Annotated in this window: 38 protein-coding genes; 7 read left to right on the top strand and 31 right to left on the bottom strand. The window is 38.6% G+C overall.

Going from position 1 to position 23,292, the window contains the following annotated elements; genetic code table 11:
• Window positions 1-7 precede the first annotated feature (7 nt).
• On the top strand, window positions 8-232 hold the full coding sequence (locus tag O970_RS07650) for a SlyX family protein (RefSeq protein ID WP_024496527.1): 225 nt from the start codon (window positions 8-10) through the stop codon (window positions 230-232).
• Window positions 233-590: 358 nt separating this feature from the next.
• Here O970_RS07650 and rplQ read toward each other — a convergent pair whose 3' ends face one another.
• The 31 genes from rplQ to O970_RS07500 all read right to left on the bottom strand — a co-directional run bounded on the left by rplQ (window position 591) and on the right by O970_RS07500 (window position 15,762).
• The gene (gene rplQ / locus O970_RS07645) at window positions 591-974 is read right to left on the bottom strand and encodes a 50S ribosomal protein L17 (RefSeq protein WP_024496526.1); all 384 of its coding nucleotides are present in this window, start codon (window positions 972-974) and stop codon (window positions 591-593) included.
• A gap of 31 nt (window positions 975-1,005) precedes the next feature.
• Complete coding sequence (locus O970_RS07640) at window positions 1,006-1,995, bottom strand: DNA-directed RNA polymerase subunit alpha (protein ID WP_024496525.1); 990 nt, start codon at window positions 1,993-1,995, stop codon at window positions 1,006-1,008.
• 25 nt (window positions 1,996-2,020) lie between these two features.
• Window positions 2,021-2,641, bottom strand: coding sequence for a 30S ribosomal protein S4 (rpsD, locus tag O970_RS07635; RefSeq protein WP_024496524.1), 621 nt, complete (start codon window positions 2,639-2,641; stop codon window positions 2,021-2,023).
• 32 nt (window positions 2,642-2,673) lie between these two features.
• The gene (rpsK, locus tag O970_RS07630) at window positions 2,674-3,066 is read right to left on the bottom strand and encodes a 30S ribosomal protein S11 (protein WP_024496523.1); all 393 of its coding nucleotides are present in this window, start codon (window positions 3,064-3,066) and stop codon (window positions 2,674-2,676) included.
• A gap of 15 nt (window positions 3,067-3,081) precedes the next feature.
• Window positions 3,082-3,438: a 30S ribosomal protein S13 gene (rpsM, locus tag O970_RS07625; protein WP_024496522.1), complete on the bottom strand. Its 357-nt coding sequence runs from the start codon at window positions 3,436-3,438 to the stop codon at window positions 3,082-3,084.
• Window positions 3,439-3,614: 176 nt separating this feature from the next.
• Entirely contained in the window at window positions 3,615-3,728 is a 114-nt protein-coding gene (gene rpmJ / locus O970_RS07620; protein WP_081685290.1) for a 50S ribosomal protein L36, read from the bottom strand.
• A gap of 28 nt (window positions 3,729-3,756) precedes the next feature.
• Window positions 3,757-5,100 carry a preprotein translocase subunit SecY gene (gene secY, locus O970_RS07615; protein WP_024496521.1) on the bottom strand — a complete coding sequence of 448 codons (1,344 nt, stop codon included), beginning with the start codon at window positions 5,098-5,100 and terminating at the stop codon, window positions 3,757-3,759.
• An 8-nt stretch (window positions 5,101-5,108) separates the two neighbouring features.
• On the bottom strand, window positions 5,109-5,543 hold the full coding sequence (rplO, locus tag O970_RS07610) for a 50S ribosomal protein L15 (protein WP_024496520.1): 435 nt from the start codon (window positions 5,541-5,543) through the stop codon (window positions 5,109-5,111).
• 3 nt (window positions 5,544-5,546) lie between these two features.
• Window positions 5,547-5,726, bottom strand: coding sequence for a 50S ribosomal protein L30 (rpmD, locus tag O970_RS07605; protein WP_024496519.1), 180 nt, complete (start codon window positions 5,724-5,726; stop codon window positions 5,547-5,549).
• 6 nt (window positions 5,727-5,732) lie between these two features.
• The gene (gene rpsE / locus O970_RS07600) at window positions 5,733-6,233 is read right to left on the bottom strand and encodes a 30S ribosomal protein S5 (protein ID WP_024496518.1); all 501 of its coding nucleotides are present in this window, start codon (window positions 6,231-6,233) and stop codon (window positions 5,733-5,735) included.
• 14 nt (window positions 6,234-6,247) lie between these two features.
• Window positions 6,248-6,601, bottom strand: a complete 354-nt coding sequence (gene rplR / locus O970_RS07595; protein WP_024496517.1) for a 50S ribosomal protein L18 — start codon at window positions 6,599-6,601, stop codon at window positions 6,248-6,250.
• 9 nt (window positions 6,602-6,610) lie between these two features.
• On the bottom strand, window positions 6,611-7,144 hold the full coding sequence (gene rplF / locus O970_RS07590) for a 50S ribosomal protein L6 (RefSeq protein WP_024496516.1): 534 nt from the start codon (window positions 7,142-7,144) through the stop codon (window positions 6,611-6,613).
• Window positions 7,145-7,155: 11 nt separating this feature from the next.
• On the bottom strand, window positions 7,156-7,548 hold the full coding sequence (gene rpsH / locus O970_RS07585; RefSeq protein ID WP_024496515.1) for a 30S ribosomal protein S8: 393 nt from the start codon (window positions 7,546-7,548) through the stop codon (window positions 7,156-7,158).
• 18 nt (window positions 7,549-7,566) lie between these two features.
• The gene (gene rpsN, locus O970_RS07580; RefSeq protein WP_024496514.1) at window positions 7,567-7,872 is read right to left on the bottom strand and encodes a 30S ribosomal protein S14; all 306 of its coding nucleotides are present in this window, start codon (window positions 7,870-7,872) and stop codon (window positions 7,567-7,569) included.
• Between the two features lie 14 nt (window positions 7,873-7,886).
• Window positions 7,887-8,426, bottom strand: a complete 540-nt coding sequence (rplE, locus tag O970_RS07575) for a 50S ribosomal protein L5 (RefSeq protein ID WP_024496513.1) — start codon at window positions 8,424-8,426, stop codon at window positions 7,887-7,889.
• A gap of 17 nt (window positions 8,427-8,443) precedes the next feature.
• A complete protein-coding gene (rplX, locus tag O970_RS07570) occupies window positions 8,444-8,755 on the bottom strand; it encodes a 50S ribosomal protein L24 (protein ID WP_024496512.1) in 312 nt (103 codons plus the stop codon).
• Between the two features lie 10 nt (window positions 8,756-8,765).
• Window positions 8,766-9,137 (bottom strand): 50S ribosomal protein L14, encoded by a 372-nt coding sequence (rplN, locus tag O970_RS07565; RefSeq protein ID WP_024496511.1) that lies wholly within the window; start codon window positions 9,135-9,137, stop codon window positions 8,766-8,768.
• A gap of 178 nt (window positions 9,138-9,315) precedes the next feature.
• A complete protein-coding gene (rpsQ, locus tag O970_RS07560) occupies window positions 9,316-9,570 on the bottom strand; it encodes a 30S ribosomal protein S17 (protein ID WP_024496510.1) in 255 nt (84 codons plus the stop codon).
• Window positions 9,570-9,761, bottom strand: a complete 192-nt coding sequence (gene rpmC / locus O970_RS07555; protein WP_024496509.1) for a 50S ribosomal protein L29 — start codon at window positions 9,759-9,761, stop codon at window positions 9,570-9,572. Before rpmC ends, rpsQ begins: the two co-directional genes overlap by 1 nt.
• Window positions 9,761-10,171: a 50S ribosomal protein L16 gene (gene rplP, locus O970_RS07550; RefSeq protein ID WP_024496508.1), complete on the bottom strand. Its 411-nt coding sequence runs from the start codon at window positions 10,169-10,171 to the stop codon at window positions 9,761-9,763. Before rplP ends, rpmC begins: the two co-directional genes overlap by 1 nt.
• A 15-nt stretch (window positions 10,172-10,186) precedes the next feature.
• Window positions 10,187-10,885 carry a 30S ribosomal protein S3 gene (gene rpsC, locus O970_RS07545; RefSeq protein WP_024496507.1) on the bottom strand — a complete coding sequence of 233 codons (699 nt, stop codon included), beginning with the start codon at window positions 10,883-10,885 and terminating at the stop codon, window positions 10,187-10,189.
• Between the two features lie 17 nt (window positions 10,886-10,902).
• Window positions 10,903-11,235: a 50S ribosomal protein L22 gene (gene rplV / locus O970_RS07540; RefSeq protein ID WP_024496506.1), complete on the bottom strand. Its 333-nt coding sequence runs from the start codon at window positions 11,233-11,235 to the stop codon at window positions 10,903-10,905.
• Window positions 11,236-11,248: 13 nt separating this feature from the next.
• On the bottom strand, window positions 11,249-11,527 hold the full coding sequence (rpsS, locus tag O970_RS07535; protein ID WP_024496505.1) for a 30S ribosomal protein S19: 279 nt from the start codon (window positions 11,525-11,527) through the stop codon (window positions 11,249-11,251).
• Window positions 11,528-11,544: 17 nt separating this feature from the next.
• Window positions 11,545-12,369 carry a 50S ribosomal protein L2 gene (gene rplB, locus O970_RS07530; protein WP_024496504.1) on the bottom strand — a complete coding sequence of 275 codons (825 nt, stop codon included), beginning with the start codon at window positions 12,367-12,369 and terminating at the stop codon, window positions 11,545-11,547.
• Window positions 12,370-12,387: 18 nt separating this feature from the next.
• Complete coding sequence (gene rplW, locus O970_RS07525; protein ID WP_024496503.1) at window positions 12,388-12,690, bottom strand: 50S ribosomal protein L23; 303 nt, start codon at window positions 12,688-12,690, stop codon at window positions 12,388-12,390.
• Complete coding sequence (gene rplD / locus O970_RS07520) at window positions 12,687-13,289, bottom strand: 50S ribosomal protein L4 (RefSeq protein WP_024496502.1); 603 nt, start codon at window positions 13,287-13,289, stop codon at window positions 12,687-12,689. Before rplD ends, rplW begins: the two co-directional genes overlap by 4 nt.
• A gap of 16 nt (window positions 13,290-13,305) precedes the next feature.
• Window positions 13,306-13,932 (bottom strand): 50S ribosomal protein L3, encoded by a 627-nt coding sequence (gene rplC, locus O970_RS07515; RefSeq protein WP_024496501.1) that lies wholly within the window; start codon window positions 13,930-13,932, stop codon window positions 13,306-13,308.
• A 31-nt stretch (window positions 13,933-13,963) separates the two neighbouring features.
• Window positions 13,964-14,275, bottom strand: coding sequence for a 30S ribosomal protein S10 (gene rpsJ, locus O970_RS07510; protein ID WP_001181005.1), 312 nt, complete (start codon window positions 14,273-14,275; stop codon window positions 13,964-13,966).
• Between the two features lie 689 nt (window positions 14,276-14,964).
• Window positions 14,965-15,114, bottom strand: a complete 150-nt coding sequence (locus O970_RS10085) for a hypothetical protein (RefSeq protein ID WP_202976372.1) — start codon at window positions 15,112-15,114, stop codon at window positions 14,965-14,967.
• Window positions 15,115-15,335: 221 nt separating this feature from the next.
• Window positions 15,336-15,458 carry a hypothetical protein gene (locus O970_RS10205; protein ID WP_275055010.1) on the bottom strand — a complete coding sequence of 41 codons (123 nt, stop codon included), beginning with the start codon at window positions 15,456-15,458 and terminating at the stop codon, window positions 15,336-15,338.
• A gap of 61 nt (window positions 15,459-15,519) precedes the next feature.
• Window positions 15,520-15,762 carry a transcriptional regulator gene (locus O970_RS07500; RefSeq protein WP_024496500.1) on the bottom strand — a complete coding sequence of 81 codons (243 nt, stop codon included), beginning with the start codon at window positions 15,760-15,762 and terminating at the stop codon, window positions 15,520-15,522.
• A 68-nt stretch (window positions 15,763-15,830) separates the two neighbouring features.
• Between O970_RS07500 and O970_RS07495 the strand changes: the two genes are divergently transcribed.
• The 6 genes from O970_RS07495 to O970_RS07470 all read left to right on the top strand — a co-directional run.
• On the top strand, window positions 15,831-16,484 hold the full coding sequence (locus tag O970_RS07495) for a LexA family transcriptional regulator (RefSeq protein ID WP_036563040.1): 654 nt from the start codon (window positions 15,831-15,833) through the stop codon (window positions 16,482-16,484).
• 487 nt (window positions 16,485-16,971) lie between these two features.
• A complete protein-coding gene (gene fmt / locus O970_RS07490) occupies window positions 16,972-17,934 on the top strand; it encodes a methionyl-tRNA formyltransferase (RefSeq protein WP_024496499.1) in 963 nt (320 codons plus the stop codon).
• Between the two features lie 23 nt (window positions 17,935-17,957).
• Window positions 17,958-19,232 (top strand): 16S rRNA (cytosine(967)-C(5))-methyltransferase RsmB, encoded by a 1,275-nt coding sequence (gene rsmB / locus O970_RS07485; RefSeq protein WP_024496498.1) that lies wholly within the window; start codon window positions 17,958-17,960, stop codon window positions 19,230-19,232.
• 77 nt (window positions 19,233-19,309) lie between these two features.
• Complete coding sequence (locus tag O970_RS07480) at window positions 19,310-20,617, top strand: Na+/H+ antiporter family protein (RefSeq protein WP_024496497.1); 1,308 nt, start codon at window positions 19,310-19,312, stop codon at window positions 20,615-20,617.
• A 254-nt stretch (window positions 20,618-20,871) separates the two neighbouring features.
• The gene (dacB, locus tag O970_RS07475; RefSeq protein ID WP_130575735.1) at window positions 20,872-22,317 is read left to right on the top strand and encodes a serine-type D-Ala-D-Ala carboxypeptidase; all 1,446 of its coding nucleotides are present in this window, start codon (window positions 20,872-20,874) and stop codon (window positions 22,315-22,317) included.
• 429 nt (window positions 22,318-22,746) lie between these two features.
• A partial coding sequence (locus O970_RS07470; protein ID WP_036563037.1) for a contractile injection system protein, VgrG/Pvc8 family occupies window positions 22,747-23,292 on the top strand: 546 nt, incomplete at its 3' end.

The following is a 23,292-nucleotide window of genomic DNA, read 5'->3' as shown; positions in this document are numbered from 1 at the left end:
TCATCTTATGACTAATGCTAATATTAATTTACAACAACGTATTGAAATGCTTGAAACCAAACTCGCTTTTCAGGAAGTAACTATTGAACAATTAAATCAAATGGTAATCATTTTGCAACATGAATCCGCAAGTTTAAGTGAAAAATTGCGGTTATTATCTGAAAAGATTAAAACAGGTCAACTATCCAATATAGCAAGTTTATCTGAAGAGATTCCTCCTCCCCATTATTAATTAGGACCAATTAGTTAATCAGCCTAACAGTTAGCTAAGCTAATGTAATTACTATTAGCAGAAATAAGAAATAAACTTGTTTCCGCAGCCCAGATTAATATAAATATTGATTATATAAAAAACGATTAGATGGTTTATGACTAGAATAACTAATTAAATTTAAACAATTTTTATAAACGATATACTGAATTAACTACTTTAATTTAAAAAGTTTGAAATGAGTTATACTTTGATTAAGCACCTCCACAGATACCCTTAATTAATATAATAATTAAAAATAAACAACTAATTATCTAATAAAAAACCGGTCATAAGACCGGCTTTTTATTTATCATAGTTTTAAACTAATCAAAATATCTTATTCTGCTGCTTGTTCAGCTGCTACTGGGCGATTTACCAATTCAATATAAGCCATTGGCGCATTATCACCAGCACGGAAGCCACATTTCATAATTCGCGTATAACCACCAGCGCGATTAGCAAAACGAGGACCTAAATCCGTAAATAATTTTTTAACAGTATCGTTATCACGAGTACGTGCAAAAGCCAAACGACGATTAGCAACACTATCGTTCTTGGCTAAAGTAATTAATGGTTCAACGACTCGACGCAGCTCTTTCGCTTTAGGCAGAGTTGTCTTAATAATTTCGTGCTCTACTAGCGAACTTGCCATGTTACGAAACATAGCTTGACGATGACTGCTATTACGATTCAGTTGACGACCACTTTTACGATGGCGCATAACTTTATCCTTCTATAAAACTTTCAAGTTATTAGTCTTCAACAATACTTGCAGGTGGCCAATTCTCTAGGCGCATACCTAAAGATAAACCACGTGAAGCGAGTACGTCCTTAATTTCAGTAAGTGATTTCTTACCAAGATTTGGCGTTTTTAATAACTCAACTTCAGTACGCTGAACTAAATCACCAATATAATGAACTGCTTCTGCTTTTAAGCAATTTGCCGACCGAACTGTCAATTCTAAATCATCTACTGGACGGAGTAGAATTGGATCAAATTCTGGTTTATCTTCTTTCACTTCAGGCTGACGTACATCACGTAAGTCAACAAAAGCTTCAAGCTGTTCAGCCAAAATGGTAGACGCACGGCGAATTGATTCTTCTGGATCAATTGTACCGTTAGTTTCCATATCAATAACTAATTTATCTAAGTCTGTACGCTGTTCGACGCGAGCTGCCTCAACAGTATAAGCAATTCGCTCAACTGGGCTATAACACGCGTCAACTAACAAGCGACCGATAGGACGCTCGTCGTCTTCTGACTGAACGCGAGCAGAAGCAGGGACATAACCACGACCACGCTGTACACGAATACGCATACTAATCGAAGCATTAGCATCAGTAAGATGACAAATGACATGATCTGGATTCACAATTTCGACATCCGCATCGTGAACAATATCAGAGGCAGTGACAGGACCAACTCCAGATTTATTCAACGTTACCATGACATCATCTTTACCATGTACTTTCACTGCTAACTTTTTCAAGTTGAGTAAAATATCCAGTACATCTTCTTGAACACCTTCTTTAGTGCTGTACTCATGAAGAACACCATCAATCTCTACTTCAGTTACAGCGCATCCCGGCATTGATGACAATAAAATACGGCGCAGTGCATTACCTAGAGTATGACCAAAACCACGCTCAAGTGGCTCAAGAGTCACCTTTGCATGAGTAGAACTATATTGCTCAATATCAACTAGGTGAGGTTTTAAAAACTCTGTTACAGAACCCTGCATTGTGTCCTCTCTTAAATACTAGACTTTACTTAGAGTAAAGTTCGACGATCAAATGTTCATTGATGTCAGCGGATAAATCCGAACGTTCAGGTAAGCGTTTGAAAACACCTTCCATCTTTGTAGCATCAACTTCTAACCAAACTGGTTTTTCACGTTGTTCTGCTAATTCTAAAGCTGCTTTAACACGCGCTTGTTTCTTCGCTTTTTCACGAACACTGATTACATCTTCAGGCGAAACCTTGTAAGATGCAATGTTGACTACGCGACCATTTACTAAAACTGCTTTATGGCTTACTAACTGACGAGCTTCAGCACGAGTTGCACCAAATCCCATACGATAAACCACGTTATCTAAACGACTTTCTAAAAGAGTAAGTAGGTTTTCACCTGTGTTACCTTTTAAGCGAGCGGCTTCTTTATAATAATTACGGAATTGACGCTCTAAAATCCCATAAATACGACGAACTTTTTGTTTTTCACGTAATTGAACGCCATAGTCAGATAAACGCGGTTTACGCGCACCATGCTGACCAGGAGCTTGTTCTAATTTACACTTGGTATCAATCGCACGAACACCAGATTTAAGGAATAAATCGGTACCTTCACGACGGCTAAGCTTTAGCTTAGGTCCCAAATATCTTGCCATTTTTTTTCTCCAATAATCCTAAAACGTCTAAATTAAATACGACGTTTTTTCGGTGGACGACAACCGTTATGAGGAATCGGAGTCACATCAGTAATATTCGTAATACGGAAACCCGCAGCATTTAATGCACGAATAGTTGACTCACGACCAGGACCAGGTCCTTTCACCATAACTTCCAGATTCTTAATTCCGTAATCTTTTACAGCTTCAGCACAACGTTCTGCTGCAACCTGAGCTGCGAACGGGGTAGATTTACGCGATCCACGGAAACCAGAACCACCAGCGGTTGCCCAACCTAACGCGTTACCCTGACGATCGGTAATGGTTACGATTGTATTGTTAAAAGAAGCATGAATATGAGCGATACCATCAGAAACTTGTTTTTTCACACGTTTACGTGTACTACGAACAGGTGTCTTTGCCATTCTTAATTACCCCGATTATTTCTTGATAGGCTTACGCGGTCCCTTACGGGTACGTGCGTTAGTCTTTGTACGTTGACCACGGACTGGTAATCCACGGCGATGACGTATACCACGATAACAACCAAGGTCCATTAAACGCTTGATACTCATAGTTACTTCACGACGTAAGTCACCTTCTACAGTGTATTTAGCAACTTGTTCACGTAAAGTTTCAATTTGATCTTCAGATAGTTCTCTGATCTTAACATGTTCAGGAATACCCGCTGCTTCACAAATTGCTTTAGCGCGTGTATTACCGATACCATATATTGCTTGTAACGCAATAACTGTATGTTTTTGATCAGGAATGTTAATGCCTGCGATACGGGCCACTATGCACTCCTATAATATAATAAAAAGACAACCTCTATGCTGAAAAGCCCGTTTTCAGGATACTCATATAGAGGCTATCACGTAAAAAAATAATAGGCTGGCTATTCTAGCCAGCAATACCACACTTTTGCAAGAAAAATATGCAAAACGTTAGCAACTTTACGGTAATTTAAAAATTAACCTTGACGTTGTTTATGTTTTGGTTCAACGCAAATTACTCGCACAACACCGTTACGCTTAATAATTTTGCAATTGCGACATAGTCTCTTGACTGAAGCACGAACTTTCATTTTTGTCTCCGTAACTTCCTAAACAATCTTAACGACCGTAGCCTTTAAGATTTGCTTTTTTTAATACTGACTCATAACGATTTGGCATCATTAGAGTCTGAATTTGAGCCATAAAGTCCATAATAACGACAACAACGATAAGTAACGATGTTCCACCAAAATAGAACGAAACTTTCATTGCTGATGTCATAAACATTGGGACTAAACAAACAAAAGTAATATATAAAGCGCCGATTAAAGTCAAACGTGTCATTACTTTATCAATATACTTCGCTGTTTGTTCCCCTGGACGTATCCCGGGTATAAATGCACCAGATTTCTTTAGCTGATCCGCTGTCTCTCTAGGATTGAAAACTAACGCAGTATAGAAGAAACAGAAGAAAATAATAGCTGCTGCATAAAGTACAATGTAAAGTGGTTGTTCTTGCGATAAATATTGTTTAATCAACACAAAAATATATCGCCAACCCTGTCCATCACCCTGCAACCAAGATGCAAGCATCGCAGGAAGCATTATTATCGTTGAAGCAAATATTGCTGGAATCACTCCTGCCATATTTATTTTTAACGGTAAATGTGAACTTTGTGCTGCATATATACGGCGTCCTTGCTGACGCTGAGCATAATTAACAACAATACGACGTTGTCCACGCTCAACAAATACAACAAAATAGGTAATACCGAATACGAGTGCTGCAACAACTAATAACAGCAACGGATGTAAAACACCTGAACGAGCTTGTTCAATCGTTTCACCGATAGCAACAGGTAAACCTGCTACGATACCGGCAAAAATAATGATAGAGATGCCGTTACCAACACCTCTTTCTGTAATTTGCTCACCTAACCACATTAAGAACATTGTTCCTGTGACTAAGCTAACTGTAGCAATAAAGTAGAATGAGAAGCCAGGATTTACCACCACATGACCAAAACCAGGTATATTCGGTAGACCTGTTGCAATACCTATCGCCTGAACAATTGCAAGCGCTAATGTTCCATAACGAGTATATTGACTAATTTTACGTCTACCAGATTCCCCTTCTTTCTTCAATTCCGCTAATGTTGGATTAATAGCTGTCAATAACTGCACAATAATAGATGCAGAAATATAAGGCATAATACCTAAGGCAAAAATTGAAGCTCGACTCAATGCACCACCAGAAAACATATTAAACATACTGATAATGCCATTATCACTCGCAGCTTGTTTAAGCAACGCAGAAAGCTCGCCAGCATTAATACCAGGAACCGGAATAAAAGATCCAATACGGAAAACGATTAGAGCTAAAAGAACAAATAACAAACGTCTTTTTAACTCACCTACGCCACCTTTTGCACTTTGAAAATCTAATCCTGGTTGCTTTGCCATCTTTCTAACTATTCCTCAATTTTTCCGCCAGCAGCTTCAATCGCAGCTTTAGCGCCTTTAGTTACACGAATACCGCGAACAGTTACAGGTTTAGAAATTTCACCTGCAAGCATAATTTTCACATATTCAATTTGTGTACCAACTAATTTTGCCGCTTTTAAGCTATTAAGATCAACAACATCACCGTTAACACGTGCAATGTCTGCAAGACGTACTTGAGCAGTGATCATTGATTTACGTGAAGTAAAACCAAACTTCGGTAAACGACGATATAAAGGCATTTGACCACCTTCGAAGCCACGACGTACGCCGCCACCTGAACGAGAAGTTTGACCTTTAACACCACGAGTACCAGTTTTACCTAAACCAGAACCAATACCACGACCTACACGTTTAGATGCATGTTTAGAACCTGCTGCAGGAGTTAAAGTATTTAAATGCATTACTTACCCCTCCACTTTAACCATGTAAGAAACTTGGTTAACCATACCACGAATTGCTGGCGTATCTTCACGCTCAACGGTATGACCAATACGACGTAATCCTAGACCACGTAACGTCGCTTTATGCTTCGGAATACGGCCAATAGAACTACGAGTCTGTGTAATTTTAATTGTCTTTGCCATGGCTTATTACCCCAAAATTTCTTCGACGGTTTTACCACGCTTAGCAGCAACCATTTCTGGTGATTTCATATTTTCAAGTGCATCAATAGTCGCACGCACCACGTTAATTGGGTTTGTTGAACCATATGCTTTTGATAATACGTTACGCACACCAGCTACTTCTAAAACAGCACGCATTGCACCACCGGCAATAATACCCGTACCTTCAGAAGCAGGCTGCATAAAGACACGAGAGCCAGTATGAACACCTTTTACCGGATGTTGTAGCGTGTCGTTATTTAATGCAACATGAATCATATTGCGTCGCGCTTTTTCCATCGCTTTTTGGATCGCTGCTGGAACTTCACGCGCTTTACCATAACCAAAACCAACGCGACCGTTACCATCACCAACCACAGTTAATGCGGAAAAGCTGAAAATACGACCACCTTTTACAGTTTTAGAAACACGGTTCACTGCGATTAATTTTTCCTGCAGTTCGCCAGCTTGTTTTTCGATGTTTGACATCTGTAACTCCTACCTTAGAACTGAAGGCCAGCTTCGCGAGCAGCATCTGCTAGCGCCTGGACTCGACCATGATATTGGAAACCTGAACGGTCAAAAGATACAGATTTAATCTCTTTTGCCAATGCACGTTCTGCAATCGCTTTACCAACTGCGGTCGCCGCATCTTTGTTTCCAGTATATTTTAAACTTTCACTGATAGCTTTTTCTAAAGTTGAAGCAGCTGCCAGTACCTCTGATCCGTTCGGTGCGATAATCTGCGCATAAATATGACGCGGAGTACGGTGAACCACCAAGCGTGTCGCACATAATTCTTGCATTTTACGACGCGCTTTGGTTGCACGACGGATACGAGCTGATTTCTTATCCATAGTGTTACCTTACTTCTTCTTAGCTTCTTTAGTACGCACGACTTCGTCTGCGTAACGGACACCTTTACCTTTATACGGTTCAGGACGACGATAAGCGCGAATATCTGCTGCAACTTGTCCAATTAACTGTTTATCAGCACTTTTTAGTACGATTTCAGTTTGAGTAGGACATTCAGCGGTAACGCCTGCCGGTAGTTGATGTTCAATAGGATGTGAATATCCAAGAGAAAGACCAACAACGTTGCCTTTCATTTGGGCACGATAACCAACACCAACTAACTGTAGTTTTTTGGTGAAGCCAGTTGTAACACCAATAACCATTGAATTAATCAACGCACGAGCTGTACCTGCTTGGGCCCAAGCATTCGCTGCGCCTTCGCGTGGATTGAAGGTTACTTCATTATCTTCAAACTTAACGATAACAGCGTCGTGAATAGTGCGAGATAACTCGCCATTTTTACCTTTAATCGAAATTACCTGACCATCGAGTTTTACCTCTACGCCAGCAGGAATAACGACAGGTGCTTTTGCAACACGAGACATTTTATTCTCCCTTAAGCTACGTAGCAGATAATTTCACCACCAAGACCTGCTTGGCGGGCTGCACGATCGGTCATAACACCTTTAGATGTAGAAACCACAGCAACACCTAATCCAGCCATTACTTTTGGTAATTCGTCTTTACGTTTATAAATACGTAGACCTGGACGGCTTACACGTTGAATACTTTCTACAACTGCTTTACCCTGGAAATATTTTAAAGTGATTTCCAATTCAGGCTTAGTGTCACCTACCACTTTATAATCTTCGATATAACCTTCTTCCTTCAGCACTTTAGCAATTGCCACTTTCAGCTTAGAGGAAGGCATGGTGACCGCAACTTTATTCGCAGCTTGACCATTGCGAATGCGGGTCAACATATCTGCGATTGGATCTTGCATGCTCATCTATAATACTCCCCGGATTTACCAACTTGCTTTCTTAAGACCTGGAATTTCACCACGCATGGCGGATTCGCGAACCTTAATACGGCTTAAACCAAACTTACGAAGGACGCCATGTGGACGACCAGTTTGACGACAACGATTACGTTGACGTGATGGGCTTGAATCTCGAGGAAGTGTCTGTAGTTTCAGCACTGCATTCCAACGGTCTTCATCTGATGCATTGACATCAGAAATAATCGCTTTTAATTCTTGACGTTTAGCAAAATATTTATTTGCTAATTTAACGCGTTTTTTATCGCGTTCAATCATTGATTGTTTAGCCATTAGATGCCCCTACCTTACTTGCGAAATGGGAAGTTAAAGGCTGAAAGTAATGCTCGGCCTTCTTCGTCAGATTGCGCTGTAGTTGTGATAGTTATATCTAAACCACGAACACGATCTACTTTGTCATAATCAATTTCAGGGAAAATGATTTGTTCACGAACACCCATACTATAGTTACCACGACCATCAAAAGATTTCGCGCTTAAACCACGAAAATCTCGAGTACGAGGTAGAGCAATATAGACTAAGCGCTCAAAGAATTCCCACATACGTTCGCCACGTAGGGTGACTTTACAACCAATAGGATACCCTTGACGGATTTTAAAACCAGCAACTGATTTGCGTGCTTTAGTGACAAATGGTTTTTGACCACTGATTGCAGCTAAATCTGCAACCGCGTTATCTAATAATTTCTTATCAGTAATCGCTTCACCCACACCCATATTCAAGGTGATCTTTTCGATCCGAGGGACTTGCATGACAGATTTGTAGCCAAACTGGTCTTGCAGTTTATTTACTACCTGTGCTTTGTAGTAATCATGCAGTTTCGCCATCGTATACTCCAAATTACTTAAATAATTTCATTCGTAGACTTGAAGAAGCGGACTTTTTTGCCATCTTCTACACGGAAGCCTACACGGTCAGCTTTGCCTGTTGCATTATTGAAAATAGCGACATTCGATGCATCGATTGCAGCTTCTTTTTCAATAATACCGCCTTCTTGGTTTAATGCTGGTACTGGTTTCTGATGTTTTTTTACCAGATTGATACCTTCAATAACCAATTTGCCGTTAGTCAAAACACTTTTTACTTTACCGCGTTTACCTTTATCTTTACCGGTTAACACGATCACTTCGTCATCGCGACGGATTTTCGCTGCCATTACCCGCTCCTTACAGTACTTCTGGTGCTAATGAAATGATCTTCATAAACTTCTCTGAACGAAGTTCACGAGTGACCGGTCCAAAAATACGCGTACCGATCGGTTGCTCGCTATTATTGTTTAGTAATACACAAGCGTTACGATCGAAACGGATAACAGATCCATCTGGGCGACGAACACCCTTCTTGGTGCGCACCACAACAGCTTTTAGCACATCACCTTTTTTTACTTTACCACGAGGAATTGCTTCTTTAATGGTAATTTTAATGATGTCACCAACAGCGGCATAACGGCGGTGCGATCCACCGAGAACCTTGATACACATTACGCTACGTGCGCCAGAGTTATCGGCAACATCCAGCATAGTCTGTTCTTGGATCATCTTAATGCTCCGCAATTATCAATAGTCTTGTCTAATTCACAATGAAAAAGACAACCGAAAAACCCCATCTATTTGAGGGGTGTATAGTATAACATCTCTCAAATAAAATGGGTAGTATAAAAATAAATGGCTAAACTAGCCATTTATTATCTTTCTGTGCAGATTTTAACCTGTTAGATTAAATAACTGCTTTTTCTACGATTCGAACTAGAGTCCAAGACTTAGTCTTAGATAATGGACGACACTCTTTAATTTCAACAGTATCACCAATACCACACTCATTATTCTCATCATGTACATGTAATTTAGTCGTACGTTTAATGAATTTACCATATAATGGATGTTTCACTTTACGTTCGATAGCAACAGTAATAGATTTATCCATTTTGTCACTAATTACACGACCTTGTTGAGTACGAATATTAGTTGTCATTACGCACCCGCCTTCTCAGTCAATAAAGTTTTAACACGTGCGATATCACGACGCACTTGTTTAACTAAATGAGGCTGTTGTAACTGACCTCCAGCTAATTGCATACGTAAGTTAAATTGCTCACGTAATAAATTAAGAAGTTCAGCGTTCAGCTCTTCAATGCTTTTTTCACGCAGCTCTTTTGCTTTCATTACATCACCGTCTTAGTTACAAAGGTGGTCTTAATCGGCAGTTTTGCTGCTGCCAATGCAAATGCTTCACGGGCAACTTCTTCAGGTACGCCATCCATTTCATAGAGAACTTTACCTGGTTGAATAAGAGCAACCCAGTATTCTACGTTACCCTTACCTTTACCCATACGCACTTCAAGTGGTTTTTCTGTGATTGGTTTATCAGGGAAAACACGAATCCAGATTTTACCTTGACGTTTAACTGCACGAGTCATAGCACGACGTGCCGCTTCGATTTGGCGCGCAGTCAAACGACCACGACCAACAGCTTTCAGACCGAAAGTACCGAAGCTAACGTCAGCACCTGCAGCCAGACCACGGTTGCGGCCTTTATGCATTTTACGGAATTTTGTACGCTTTGGCTGTAACATCAGCGACGCTCCTTATTATTTTCGGCCTTTACGCTGCTTTTTAGGTTGAGCAGCCGGTTTTTCCGGTTGTTCAACGGCAGCCATACCACCAAGGATCTCCCCTTTGAAGATCCACACCTTAACACCAATAACACCATATGTTGTATGTGCTTCAGAAGTTGCATAGTCAATATCAGCACGTAAAGTATGTAGAGGTACACGACCTTCACGATACCACTCGCTACGAGCGATTTCGGCACCGCCTAAACGCCCACTAACTTCAACTTTGATACCTTTAGCACCTGCTTTCATTGCATTTTGTACCGCACGTTTCATCGCACGACGGAACATAACACGACGTTCTAATTGCGAAGTGATGCTATCAGCAACTAACTTAGCATCGAGTTCAGGCTTACGAACTTCAGCAATGTTAATTTGGGCTGGAACACCTGCAATGTTTGCTACGGCATTACGTAATTTTTCTACATCTTCGCCTTTCTTACCGATAACGATACCCGGACGTGCAGTGTGGATAGTAACACGAATGCTTTTAGCCGGACGCTCGATCACGATTTTAGAAATCGAAGCTTGTGCTAATTCTTTAGTCAAGAATTTGCGAACTTTATGATCGCCATCTAAATTATCAGCGAACTCTTTTGTATCTGCATACCAGGTAGATGCCCAAGGTTTGACAATACCTAATCGGATACCATTTGGATTTACTTTTTGACCCATTGCAATTCTCCAGAGCCTTAGCGATCAGACACAATCACAGTGATGTGGCTGGTACGCTTCAAGATTCGATCTGCACGACCTTTAGCACGAGGCATAATACGTTTCATGCTAGGACCTTCGTCTACGAAAATTTTCGCAACTTTCAGATCATCAATATCAGCACCGTCGTTATGTTCTGCATTAGCAATGGCAGACTCAAGCACCTTCTTAACCAATACAGCCGCTTTTTTATTGGTGTACGTTAAAATATCTAAAGCCTGAGACACATTCTTACCGCGAATAAGATCAGCTACTAAGCGAACTTTTTGTGCAGAAGAACGAGCGTGGCGATATTTTGCTACAGTTTCCATCTCTATCTCCTACTTATTTCTTTTTAGCTTTCTTATCAGCCGCATGGCCGCGATAAGTACGAGTCGGCGCGAATTCACCTAATTTATGTCCAACCATTTCATCTGATACATAAACAGGTACGTGCTGACGACCATTATGGACAGCGATGGTCAATCCGATCATGTTAGGAAAGATCGTTGAACGACGGGACCAAGTGCGAATAGGCTTCTTGTCACCGCTTTCCACCGCTTTCTCTACCTTCTTCAGCAAGTGTAGGTCAATAAAAGGACCCTTCTTGAGAGAACGTGGCATAGCTTATCCTCTATTTATTATTTCTTATTGCGACGGCGAACAATGTACTTATCAGTACGTTTGTTGCTACGCGTTTTCAATCCTTTGGCTTTTTGACCCCATGGAGACACAGGATGTTTACCAAAGTTACGACCTTCACCACCACCATGTGGGTGATCTACTGGGTTCATTGCCGTACCGCGAACGGTTGGGCGAATACCACGCCAACGACTTGCACCAGCTTTACCTAATACGCGAAGCATATGCTCTGAATTACCAACTTCACCAATAGTGGCGCGGCAATCCGCTAACACTTTACGCATTTCGCCAGAACGAAGACGTAGGGTAACATAAGAACCTTCACGTGCGACGATTTGAACATAACTACCGGCAGAACGAGCCATTTGGCCACCTTTACCTGGTTTCATTTCAACATTGTGCACGGTAGAACCAACTGGAATGTTACGCATAGGTAAACAGTTACCTGTTTTAATTGATGCATCAACACCAGATTGGATCTGATCTCCGGCTTTTAAACCTTTTGGAGCTAAAATATAACGACGTTCACCGTCTTTATATAAAACTAAAGCAATATTAGCTGAACGATTTGGATCATACTCTAAACGTTCAACAATTGCAGGAATTCCATCTTTGTTACGTTTAAAATCAACTAAACGATAATGTTGTTTATGACCACCGCCAATATGACGAGTAGTAATACGACCATTATTATTACGACCACCAGTTTTGCTTTTTGAATCAAGCAACGGTGCATAAGGTTTCCCGGTATGCAGCTCTGGGTTAACCACTTTAACAACGTGGCGACGACCCGGAGATGTAGGTTTACACTTAACAACTGCCATTGTTCTTACTCCTCCGAATTACTCAGCGACGCCAGCAAGGTCTAAATTTTGACCTTCAGCTAAAGTAACGTAAGCTTTTTTCCAGTCGCTACGACGACCGATTTGTTGACCACGACGTTTTACTTTACCTTTAACAACTAAAGTATTCACATCGTCTACCTTAACTTCAAATAGTTGTTCAACTGCGGCTTTGATTTCTTTTTTAGTAGCATCTTTAGCAACTTTCAATACTAATGTATTGTGTTTTTCCATGGAAATTGATGCTTTCTCAGAAACATGCGGTGCACGCAGGACCTTCAGCAGACGCTCTTCACGAATCATGCTAACATCTCCTCTACTTGCTTAACTGCATCAACAGTGATTACTACTTTTTCGAATGCAATTAAACTTACTGGATCAATACCTGCTACATCACGCACATCAACTTTATATAAGTTACGCGCAGCTAAGAAAAGATTTTCATCTAATTCAGATGTAATAATTAATACATCTTCAAGATTCATCTCTTTTAACTTTTGAGTTAATAACTTAGTTTTTGGTGCATCTACAGTAAATTTTTCAACAACCACTAAACGATCTTGACGCACTAATTCAGAAAAAATACTTTTTAACGCACCACGATACATTTTACGGTTAACTTTTTGGCTATGATCTTGTGGACGAGCCGCAAATGTAACACCACCACTACGCCAAATTGGGCTTTTTACTGAACCAGAACGAGCTCGACCAGTTCCTTTTTGACGCCATGGTTTTTTACCTGAACCAGCAACTTCAGCACGAGTTTTTTGAGCACGAGTTCCTTGACGAGCACCTGCTGCATAAGCAACAACAACTTGATGAACTAATGCTTCGTTAAATTCACGTCCGAAGGTAGTTTCGGAAACAGAGAGCGCTTGCGCGTCTTTTACTACTAATTCCATTTCTATCTCCTTGACGTTAAGCCTTAATAGCTGGTTTAACAATTACATCACTGTTCGTTGCACCAGGTACAGCACCTTTAACTAATAAAAGTTTACGCTCTGCATCTACACGCACAACTTCAAGGCTTTGAACAGTTACGCGTTCATTACCTAAGTGACCTGCCATTTTACGACCTTTGAACACTTTACCTGGAGTCTGGTTCTGACCGATAGAACCGTGACCACGGTGCGCCAAAGAGTTACCATGTGTAGCATCTTGAGTACGGAAATTCCAGCGTTTAGTTACACCAGCAAAACCTTTACCTTTAGATGTACCAATTACATCAACTTTCTTAACGTCAGTGAATAAATCAACGTTAATGCTTTGACCTACAGTGAATTCGCCTTCTTCAAAACGGAATTCCCATAAACCACGACCAGCTTCAACACCAGCCTTAGCAAAATGACCTGCTTCAGGTTTAGTTACGTGGCTTGCTTTTTTGCTGCCAGTAGTAACCTGAATAGCTTGATAACCGTCGTTCTCAATTGTCTTAATTTGAGTAACACGGTTTTCTTGAATTTCAATTACGGTGACAGGAACTGAAACGCCGTCTTCAGTGAAGATACGCGTCATTCCTACTTTACGACCGACTAAACCAATCATTGTTTCGACCTCTCAATCATTCAGCCTAGGCTTAACCTAAGCTGATCTGCACATCAACACCGGCAGCAAGATCTAGACGCATCAATGCATCAACTGTTTTCTCAGTTGGTTCTACGATGTCAACTAGACGTTTATGAGTACGAATCTCATATTGATCACGCGCATCTTTATTAACATGTGGTGAAATCAATACTGTGAAACGCTCTTTACGCGTCGGTAATGGGATAGGACCGCGAACTTGCGCACCAGTACGCTTCGCAGTTTCTACGATTTCCGCAGTTGATTGATCAATTAAACGATGATCAAACGCTTTTAGACGGATACGGATTCTTTGGTTCTGCATGAGACCAGAGCTCCACTATAAAAAAGTTATAACAAAAGACCACTCCTCTTTCCCTGTTTCGATTGACAGGAGAGGGTAATCCGTTCTTTATCATAACCCCCAGATCGGGAGTATTGTGAGCGTCACTTCAAATCTTTAACGCCGTTAATCCTTACCTAATTGGCAAAGTAGTGCATATTATACGCAAATTTGCTACTTAAGCAAGGGTTTATTATCACGATGTCCTATTTAAAATGGATAATATTGTGCGTTACTCTATTTGCTATCATTCTGATAATGGCATTGAGTGAAATATACCTAGCTGCGCATTATCAAAAGCTGCGCCACTATATGACTTAATAAATATATTATATTATGTTAACTTCGCTTTTTTGTTTTTCCTGTGCTCAAGATAATCATTCCAAACCTGCTCAGTTGGTTGCTGAATGAATACCGATAAATCTAAATCTTTTTTTATTTATTTTTTTATTATTATTGATCTTAGTATTATTGATCTTAGTATTCTTATATGTCGGATCTATTTCCGAGGTTTTTCGGATTTATTTCCGAGTTTCCTCGGATTTATTTCCGACTTCCGGATTTGTTTCCGAGTTCCATTCTTTACCTTTTGCAGTTAGCGAAATGCAGTCTTTTTCACCATGTTTTTTGTAATTAATTAATCCTCTTTCGCATAACGTTTTCAATGCGCGCTAAAAAGTGTCAACTTTGCTGTAAGCAAGCGGAATTTCATTGCAAATCATTTGCTTTGACGCCCAGTAATAAATTTCACCGTCAATGGAAATCGGCTCAGCCCAGCAGTGAAGCTGATTAATCAAATCAAACAGCGCACCTTGTTGCATGTTCAATCCCCATTCAATGCATTTTGAATTATTGATAAAAGATGTTACTCACATTAGTAACTCTCTTTAGCGTGTAGTAATAACAAGTTTTCTTGGTTTTTTGATTGAGTATGTGATACTTGTCTTTCACGTAACCATATTTGCATAACCGAACTTTTTCTCGCAGTTTTGCGCTAATTGCTGGTGTAGTATCAAATTGATTAAAGCACCCCCTTAATCTCTCACTGTATATCGTCTAAAGTTCGATATTTACCATCACAGCACACTGCGACTACCGGCTCCTGTTGTGATGTTGGCTCATCTTCCTGTTGACAGGTTCTACAATATGATTTATCTTGTTTCATGTTTTATTCCTTTCAATTTTTAAACTCACTAAGCACCGCAGGTGAGTTTATTTTTCCAGTCTTATTTCTTGTCATTTAAAGCGACTGGCGGCACACCTTTTCTCACAACAGACCAGTTGACGTCTGGACGAAGCTCTTCGCAGGTCACAAATCCATTTAAAGCTTGCTCCACTAAAATTGCCTTATCTTCACCAATTTTATTACCATTCAACCATTTACTTACTGCTACTTGACTCACGCCATAGATATGTCCAAACTCTTTTTGGCTTCCTACTTTATTTATAGCCTTTTTCAAATAATTCATTTTTTTCCGTATTAGTTAAAACTAATAATAATAACTAAAGTTATATAATTGATTCGTGAGGAGTTTTTATGAATACATTTAATGATCGTTTTAAAATTGCGTTTAATAAATCTGGTTTATCCCAACACGATTTAGCTAGAGCGGTTAATGTTTCTCAGCCAGCAATCAGAAAATTAGTAGCTGGGGATACAAAAAGTTTTAGAAAAATATCTGAGTTAGCTCAAGCCTTAAAAGTTAATGTTGAATGGTTGTCATCTGGTCAAGGAGATTCAGGTCTTGACGTTCCTCAATTTGAATTTATGGGTGCGGTTAAATCAAGAGCAGTAAAAGTAAAAGGAGAAGCAGTAATGGGAGCTAATGGAGCTTTTGAAATGGATGAATCTTTAAGCGGATATTTGAAATTTTATAGCGACGATCCTGTAGCTTTTAGCTTACGTGTAAAAGGGGATTCTATGTTTCCTAGGATTAATTCCGGAGAATTTGTTGTGATTGAACCAGAGCTCGTACCAGCTTCAGGAGATGAAGTGTTTGTAAAATTAAAAGATGGAAGATATATGATTAAAAAACTTGAGTACCTTCGCAATCGCGAATATCGCTTCACAAGCATTAACCAAGATCATCCGCCAATAACAATTTCCAGCGAACTGGTTGATAAAGTCATGTACGTTTCGGCTATTGTTAAATCATCAAGATACATTGATGTTAATAGTGTTACAAATTAACAATCAACATTAAAATAATTCTTTTATCTCTAATTATATCAAAAGGAAGTTATGCGCTAATATTTAGCTATAACTTCCTTTATTTTTTCTGATAATTTCAAATTGATTTCAACTGTTTATCTATAATAAGAGTAATTAACTCTTTCTTGTTCCATTTTAATGATTTTAAAATTGCCTTTTTTGCTTAAAAAATAAACGAGATAATTTTTTCATTTAATTTGAAAACTTTTGTTATTAACTAATTCGATAGCTTTGGTTATCATTACACACATCAAAACAAACCAACCGAAACAACAAAACAATTAAGCAATATTGTTATAACGAATTAATAATGATTATTTCACTTTCTATCTCCATATCTTATCATTTTTATAAATAGCTCAATCAACATAATAAGTTAATTTCTTTTTAAAAGAATCTATATCATTCGACAAATATACAGTATTATTTTATTCAAATAAGTATTTAATATTTAATAAGGTAATTTATGTCAGCAACTGCGCCTGAAACATTGCTTAAAATAATTTTTGCTGGAACGCCAGATTTTGCAGCTAAACATTTACAATCATTAATTGACTCACCGCATGAAATCGTAGCCGTTTTCACACAACCTGATCGTCCTGCTGGTCGAGGTAATAAATTGACGGCTAGCCCTGTAAAAGAACTGGCTGAGCAACATCAACTTCCCGTTTTTCAGCCCACCAGTTTAAAACATGGTGAGTATCAACAAATTATTGCCGATCTAAAAGCGGATATTATGATTGTGGTTGCTTATGGCTTGATTTTACCTAAAGAAGTACTTGAAATGCCAAAATATGGGTGTTTTAATGTCCATGGTTCTTTATTACCTCGTTGGCGTGGTGCAGCACCGATTCAACGTGCTTGTTGGGCAGGCGATACCGAAACAGGGGTAACCATTATGCAAATGGACGAGGGATTAGATACGGGTGATATGCTTTACAAGGCAACCTGTCCAATAACATCAGAAGATACTAGTGCGACACTTTACGATAAATTAGCCGTATTAGGACCAGAAGCTTTATTAAAGACGTTATCTTTACTTATTAAGCATCAATTAACACCACAAAAACAAAATGAAAATCTTGTTACTTATGCACACAAATTAACCAAACAAGAAGCGCGCTTAAATTGGCAGTTATCAGCAAAGCAACTTGAACGTTGTACTCGAGCCTTTAACCCTTGGCCAGTGAGCTATTTTGAAATAGCAGAGCAGCCAATAAAAGTATGGCAAAGTTACGTTATTGATAAACAAACCTCAGCTTTGCCAGGCACCATCATCAGTGCGGATAAAAATGGCATTGCCGTTGCAACGAGCGAAGGTATCTTAGTGATGACAAGTCTCCAACCAGCGGGAAAGAAAAGAATGTCTGCCCAAGATTTACTGAATTCCCGCCGCGATTGGTTTACTATTGGTAATATGCTCAAATAATTTAATTCCTATTGAGTAAGTTAATGAAAAAAATAATTAATCTGCGAGCAATTGCCGCAAAAGCTATTTATGAAGTAGTAGAACAAGGGCGTTCATTAAGTAATGTATTACCTGTGCTACAAACACCATTAAATGACAAAGATAAAGCATTAACCGCTGAAATTTGTTTTGGTATCTTACGTACTTTACCTGAACAAGAGTTTATGATTCAGCAGTTAATGGATAAAGTGATGACAGGAAAAAATCGCATTGTCCATTACTTGTTAATGGTAGGGATTTATCAACTCACTTATACCCGGGTTCCTGCTCATGCAGCGGTAGCGGAAACCGTTAATGCGGTATCCAGTCTAGCTAAACGCCCATTTAAAGGATTAGTGAATGCTATATTACGGGAATGTCAACGCCAACAATTATCTTTAAAACAGAAATTTGACCAACAAGGCAATACTCACCTTCATCCAACATGGTTAATAAAACGGTGGCAACAGTATTATCCAGATAACTGGCAAGCTATAGTGACGGCGAATAATCAAAAACCCCCAATGTGGTTAAGAGTAAACCAGCGCTACCATTCAACCAAGGAATATTTACAGTTATTAGCGAAAAATAATATTGAAGCCATTCATTGCGATCAGGTAAAAGAGGCGATTCGTCTTATTACCCCCGTATCGGTCAATCAGCTACCAGGTTTTGATAAAGGTTGGGTTACCGTACAAGATTTATCAGCACAATATGCCGCCACGTTACTTGCACCAAAAGATAACGAAACCATATTAGATTTATGTGCAGCACCAGGTGGAAAAACAACCCATATATTAGAAATAGCCCCTCAAGCCAACGTTTGGGCCGTCGATATTGATAGTAGTCGATTAAAAAGACTCAAGGAAAATTTGACCCGTTTAAATATATCTGCCACAGTTAAAAGTGGAGATGGTCGCTATCCCGAAATCTGGTGTCAAGACACATTGTTTGATCGTATTTTGCTTGATGCCCCCTGCTCAGCAACTGGCGTTATTCGTCGCCACCCAGATATTAAGTGGTTACGTCGTCATAGCGATATTGAAGAATTGGCGATATTACAGCAACAAATATTATCTGCTATTTGGGCACATTTAAAACCTGGGGGTACCCTTGTGTATGCAACTTGTTCTATTTTACCTGAAGAAAATAAATTACAGATACAACAATTCTTAAATACGGTGAGTAACGCTACATTGCAAAGTGACATGTTACAACTGCTACCAAGTGAGAATGGTGGTGATGGATTCTTTTATGCTGTACTGAAAAAAGAAACCTGATATAGTAATCTTAAATAGACTAAGTTTATTTTATGAATAACGATTAATGTAAAAAATTATAAGAGATAATATTTATTATGAATGCTGTTCTTGTTGCTGTCTTTCTTATGTTGATACTCTCACTGATGAGAGTTCATGTAGTAATCAGCCTTATTATCGGTGCATTTGCCGGCGGCCTATGCAGTGATTTATCGCTTAAACAAACTATTGATGCTTTTGATGTTGGGATTAGAAATGGTGCTTCAATTGCTTTATCTTATGCTTTATTAGGTTCTTTTGCTGTGGCAATTTCTCGCTCGGGTCTACCTCAAGCTCTTGCGGATATCGCCATTAAACAACTCGAAGAACCAAATAATAAAACTCGGATCAAGTGGTTTTTAATTATTATTATTGGTTGTGTTAGCGTATCATCGCAAAATCTGATTCCAATTCATATTGCATTTATTCCCCTTTTGATTCCACCTTTATTATATGTAATGTCTAAATTAAATTTAGATCGCCGCATGATTGCTTGTGTTATTACCTTTGGCTTAGTGACACCTTATATGTTTTTACCTATTGGATTTGGCGACATTTTCCTTAAACAGATTTTGCTCAAAAATATTACCAGCGCAGGTTTAAATGTTGAGCATATTAATGTCATGGAAGCAATGGCTATTCCAGCAGCGGGGATGTTTACGGGTCTATTAATAGCGATCTTTTTTAGCTATCGTAAACCTCGACATTACCAAGCAGAAATCATCACACAAAAACATGCACCACAGATGACTAAACGTTCACTAATCATTTCATTAGGTGCGATTCTGATCTCTTTTAGTATTCAACTCTATACCGGATCGATGATTTTAGGTGCTTTAATTGGCTTTATCTGTTTTATCGTAACGGGTGTTGTTAAATGGGATGAAGCCGATACGGTGTTTAATGATGGCATAAAAATGATGGCAATGATCGGATTTGTGATGATCACAGCCCAAGGTTTTGCTGAAGTATTAAAAGAAACGAATGAAATAGCGACATTAGTACAACATAGTGCTAAATTATTTTCAGGTAGTAAAGCCATTGCAGCATTAGCATTAATGATCATTGGTCTAATTATTACTTTAGGTATTGGTTCATCATTTTCAACCGTGCCAATTATTGCCGTTATTTTTGTTCCTCTCTGTGTTGAATTAGGTTTCTCTCCTATGGCAACAGTTTGTCTAATCGGCGCGGCTGGCGCGATTGGCGATGCTGGTTCTCCGCCATCTGATACCATACTCGCAACAACCGCTGGTTTAAATGCCGATGGTCAACATGATCATATGCGTGATAGTGTGATCCCAACCTTTATTCACTTCAATATTCCATTATTATTGGCTGGTTGGGTAGGCTCATTAATTCTTTAAAAGAAATTATCACTTTTAAGACTGAACTGCTTATTTATATAAAAGAGATGACGTTATATGATATATAACACCATAATTTAGCGTTGATAGAAAATTATGGTGTTTATTCTCAAACGATTAAGAATATCTCAATGATAAATGACTATATTTTATAGCCAGCATGTTGTGTCATTTTGTATTAATAACTATTGATTATCTTGTAGTAACAAAAATTAACATTATTGCTAATTAAGAAAAATAAAGGATATATTATTGTGAAAAGGATACTTTGTGTCATGATGACCATTATACTGCTATGTAGTATCTCAAGTGAAACTATCGCTAAGATAACCCCAGATTTTAGTCTACTGCCTCCAGGCACCAATGTTTCTTTACTCGCCCAATATACCAGTGGCAAACAAGAAGTTCTATTATCACACCAAACTAAGCAACTTCGAATTCCAGCGAGTACGCAGAAAATTGTTACCGCTTTAGCCGCCTTGTTGGAATTAGGTCCTGATTACCGTTTCACCACCCAATTTATGACCAAAGGCTCAATTACTAACGACACGCTAAACGGCGATCTTATCTTATCAATGCATGGGGATCCAACCTTCACTCGTCAACAGCTAACGGCTATGGTAACAAAATTAAAACAAAAAGGAATCAGTCATGTAACAGGTAATATCGTTATTGATACCAGTATTTTTTCAGGTCATGATAAAGCCGAAGGCTGGTCATGGAATAACCTAACATTCTGTTATAATACAGCGCCATCAGCAAGCATTATTGATGGTAATTGTTTTTATGCCACTTTAACGCCAGCAACGCAAGTAGGAAAACCAGCCATTGCCACCGTCGCATCGCAACATCCAGTGCAAATTGACAGTCATGTAATGACAACTAAAAAAGATAGTGATAATCGCTACTGTAATTTAGATATTTTGGTTAGAGATAATAATAATTACCAATTAACTGGTTGCATGAAAATCACAGAAAAAAAACGCTCATTCCATTTTGCGGTTATGGATGGTTCGCTTTATGTAGCCAAACTATTACGTAATTATCTTAAACAAGCAGGCATTACTTTTAATGGTAAAATTATAGAATCAAAACATCCAATAAATAGCAATAAAGTTACAGTATTAGCGACGAATACCTCCGCGCCACTCTCGTCTTTACTAACTGACATGTTAAAGAATTCTAATAATTTAATTGCTGATGCGGTTTTTAGAACCATTGGCGCCCATTATTTTAATATGCCAGGCACTTGGCTAAACAGTAGCGATGCAGTTAGACAAATTTTAAAGAAAAAAGCTAATATTGATTTAAAAAATAATGTCGTTATCGATGGTTCAGGCTTATCTAGACTCAATCTATTAAATGCTGAAACCATGTTAAAAATTCTACAATTTATTGCTAATCATGATAAACAACTAAATATGATTAATATGTTCCCTATTGCGGGTGTTGACGGCACATTACAATATCGTCGTAGTTTAAATAAAGTTCCTTTTAAACAGACAGTATTTGCCAAAACTGGTCACCTTGAGGGCTCTTATAATTTGGCTGGTTTTATTAAAACTAAATCAAATCGTTATATTGCATTTGTACAGTTTTTAACTGGCTATCAAATGTTAAATAAAAATAGACCTAAAAAAGAAGCGGTGATGAAATTTGAAGAATCACTATATACACAATGTCTGAATAAAATAAATTAACCTATAAAACTATACAACCAAATTCGTTATCAACAATGAATTTGGTTGTATATATGGTTATATGAATTAAATACAGCGTTTGCTCGTATTATTTACGGTTATTAGAAAAAAATCGTGTCATAAACATGCACCCTCACCTAATCAATATCTTATTAATGTCTTATTACGTAAAGGGTATTTGGCATTTTATACAATAGCTAGCTAATTAAGTAAAACTATATCCCCTCAACCTAATCCAACCTAACCCTTCAATAACAATTAACCGTATTTTTACAAACACTAATTTACCTTTATTCAATAAAATCAACAGGTAAATATTTTTTAGCCGAGAAGTAGCTTAAACCACCTCACTTATCACTTGTTTTGATTATCTTTTTTACATAATATGTAAAGATAATTATTTTTATGTAAAAAAGAAAAGGCAGTAATATGATTGCGCCATTTGACCTTGCTCAGGAATTACTTAACCAGCAATTGACTAACAGTAATAATTACACATTACAGATAGATGGCATTACTTCTTTACTGTTTATGCATACCGTAACAGGACAGGAAACACTAAACAAACCATGGCGATATGAAATTATTTTCACCTCTAGTGACAAACAGATAGCCACAGATGCCATTCTCACTCAAAAAGCCAGCCTTACTTTTCAACCAAAACCCCATCATCTCTTATCTATGCAACTTAGCACTTTAACGCTGCCCACCTTACCCCGTACTTTGCATGGGGTGATAACTGAATTTAGTCAGCTATCAGTCAATAAACAGCAAGCGCAATATAAAGTGATCTTAGCGCCGCGCCTAGCGTTACTGGGCTTACATCGCTATAGTGCCATTTACCAACATCAAAGTGTGATTGCAGTGGTGGAGCAGATATTACGTAAACACGGCTTTACCGGCATTGACTACCGCTTAGAATTACGTAATACCTACCCAATGCGTGAATTTATCACCCAATGGCAAGAGAGCGAC

This window comes from Candidatus Schmidhempelia bombi str. Bimp (assembly GCF_000471645.3).
GTDB classification, from domain to species: domain Bacteria; phylum Pseudomonadota; class Gammaproteobacteria; order Enterobacterales; family Orbaceae; genus Utexia; species Utexia bombi.
The sequence above is the reverse complement of the archived record's forward strand: the minus strand, read 5'-3'. Positions and strand labels throughout refer to the sequence as shown.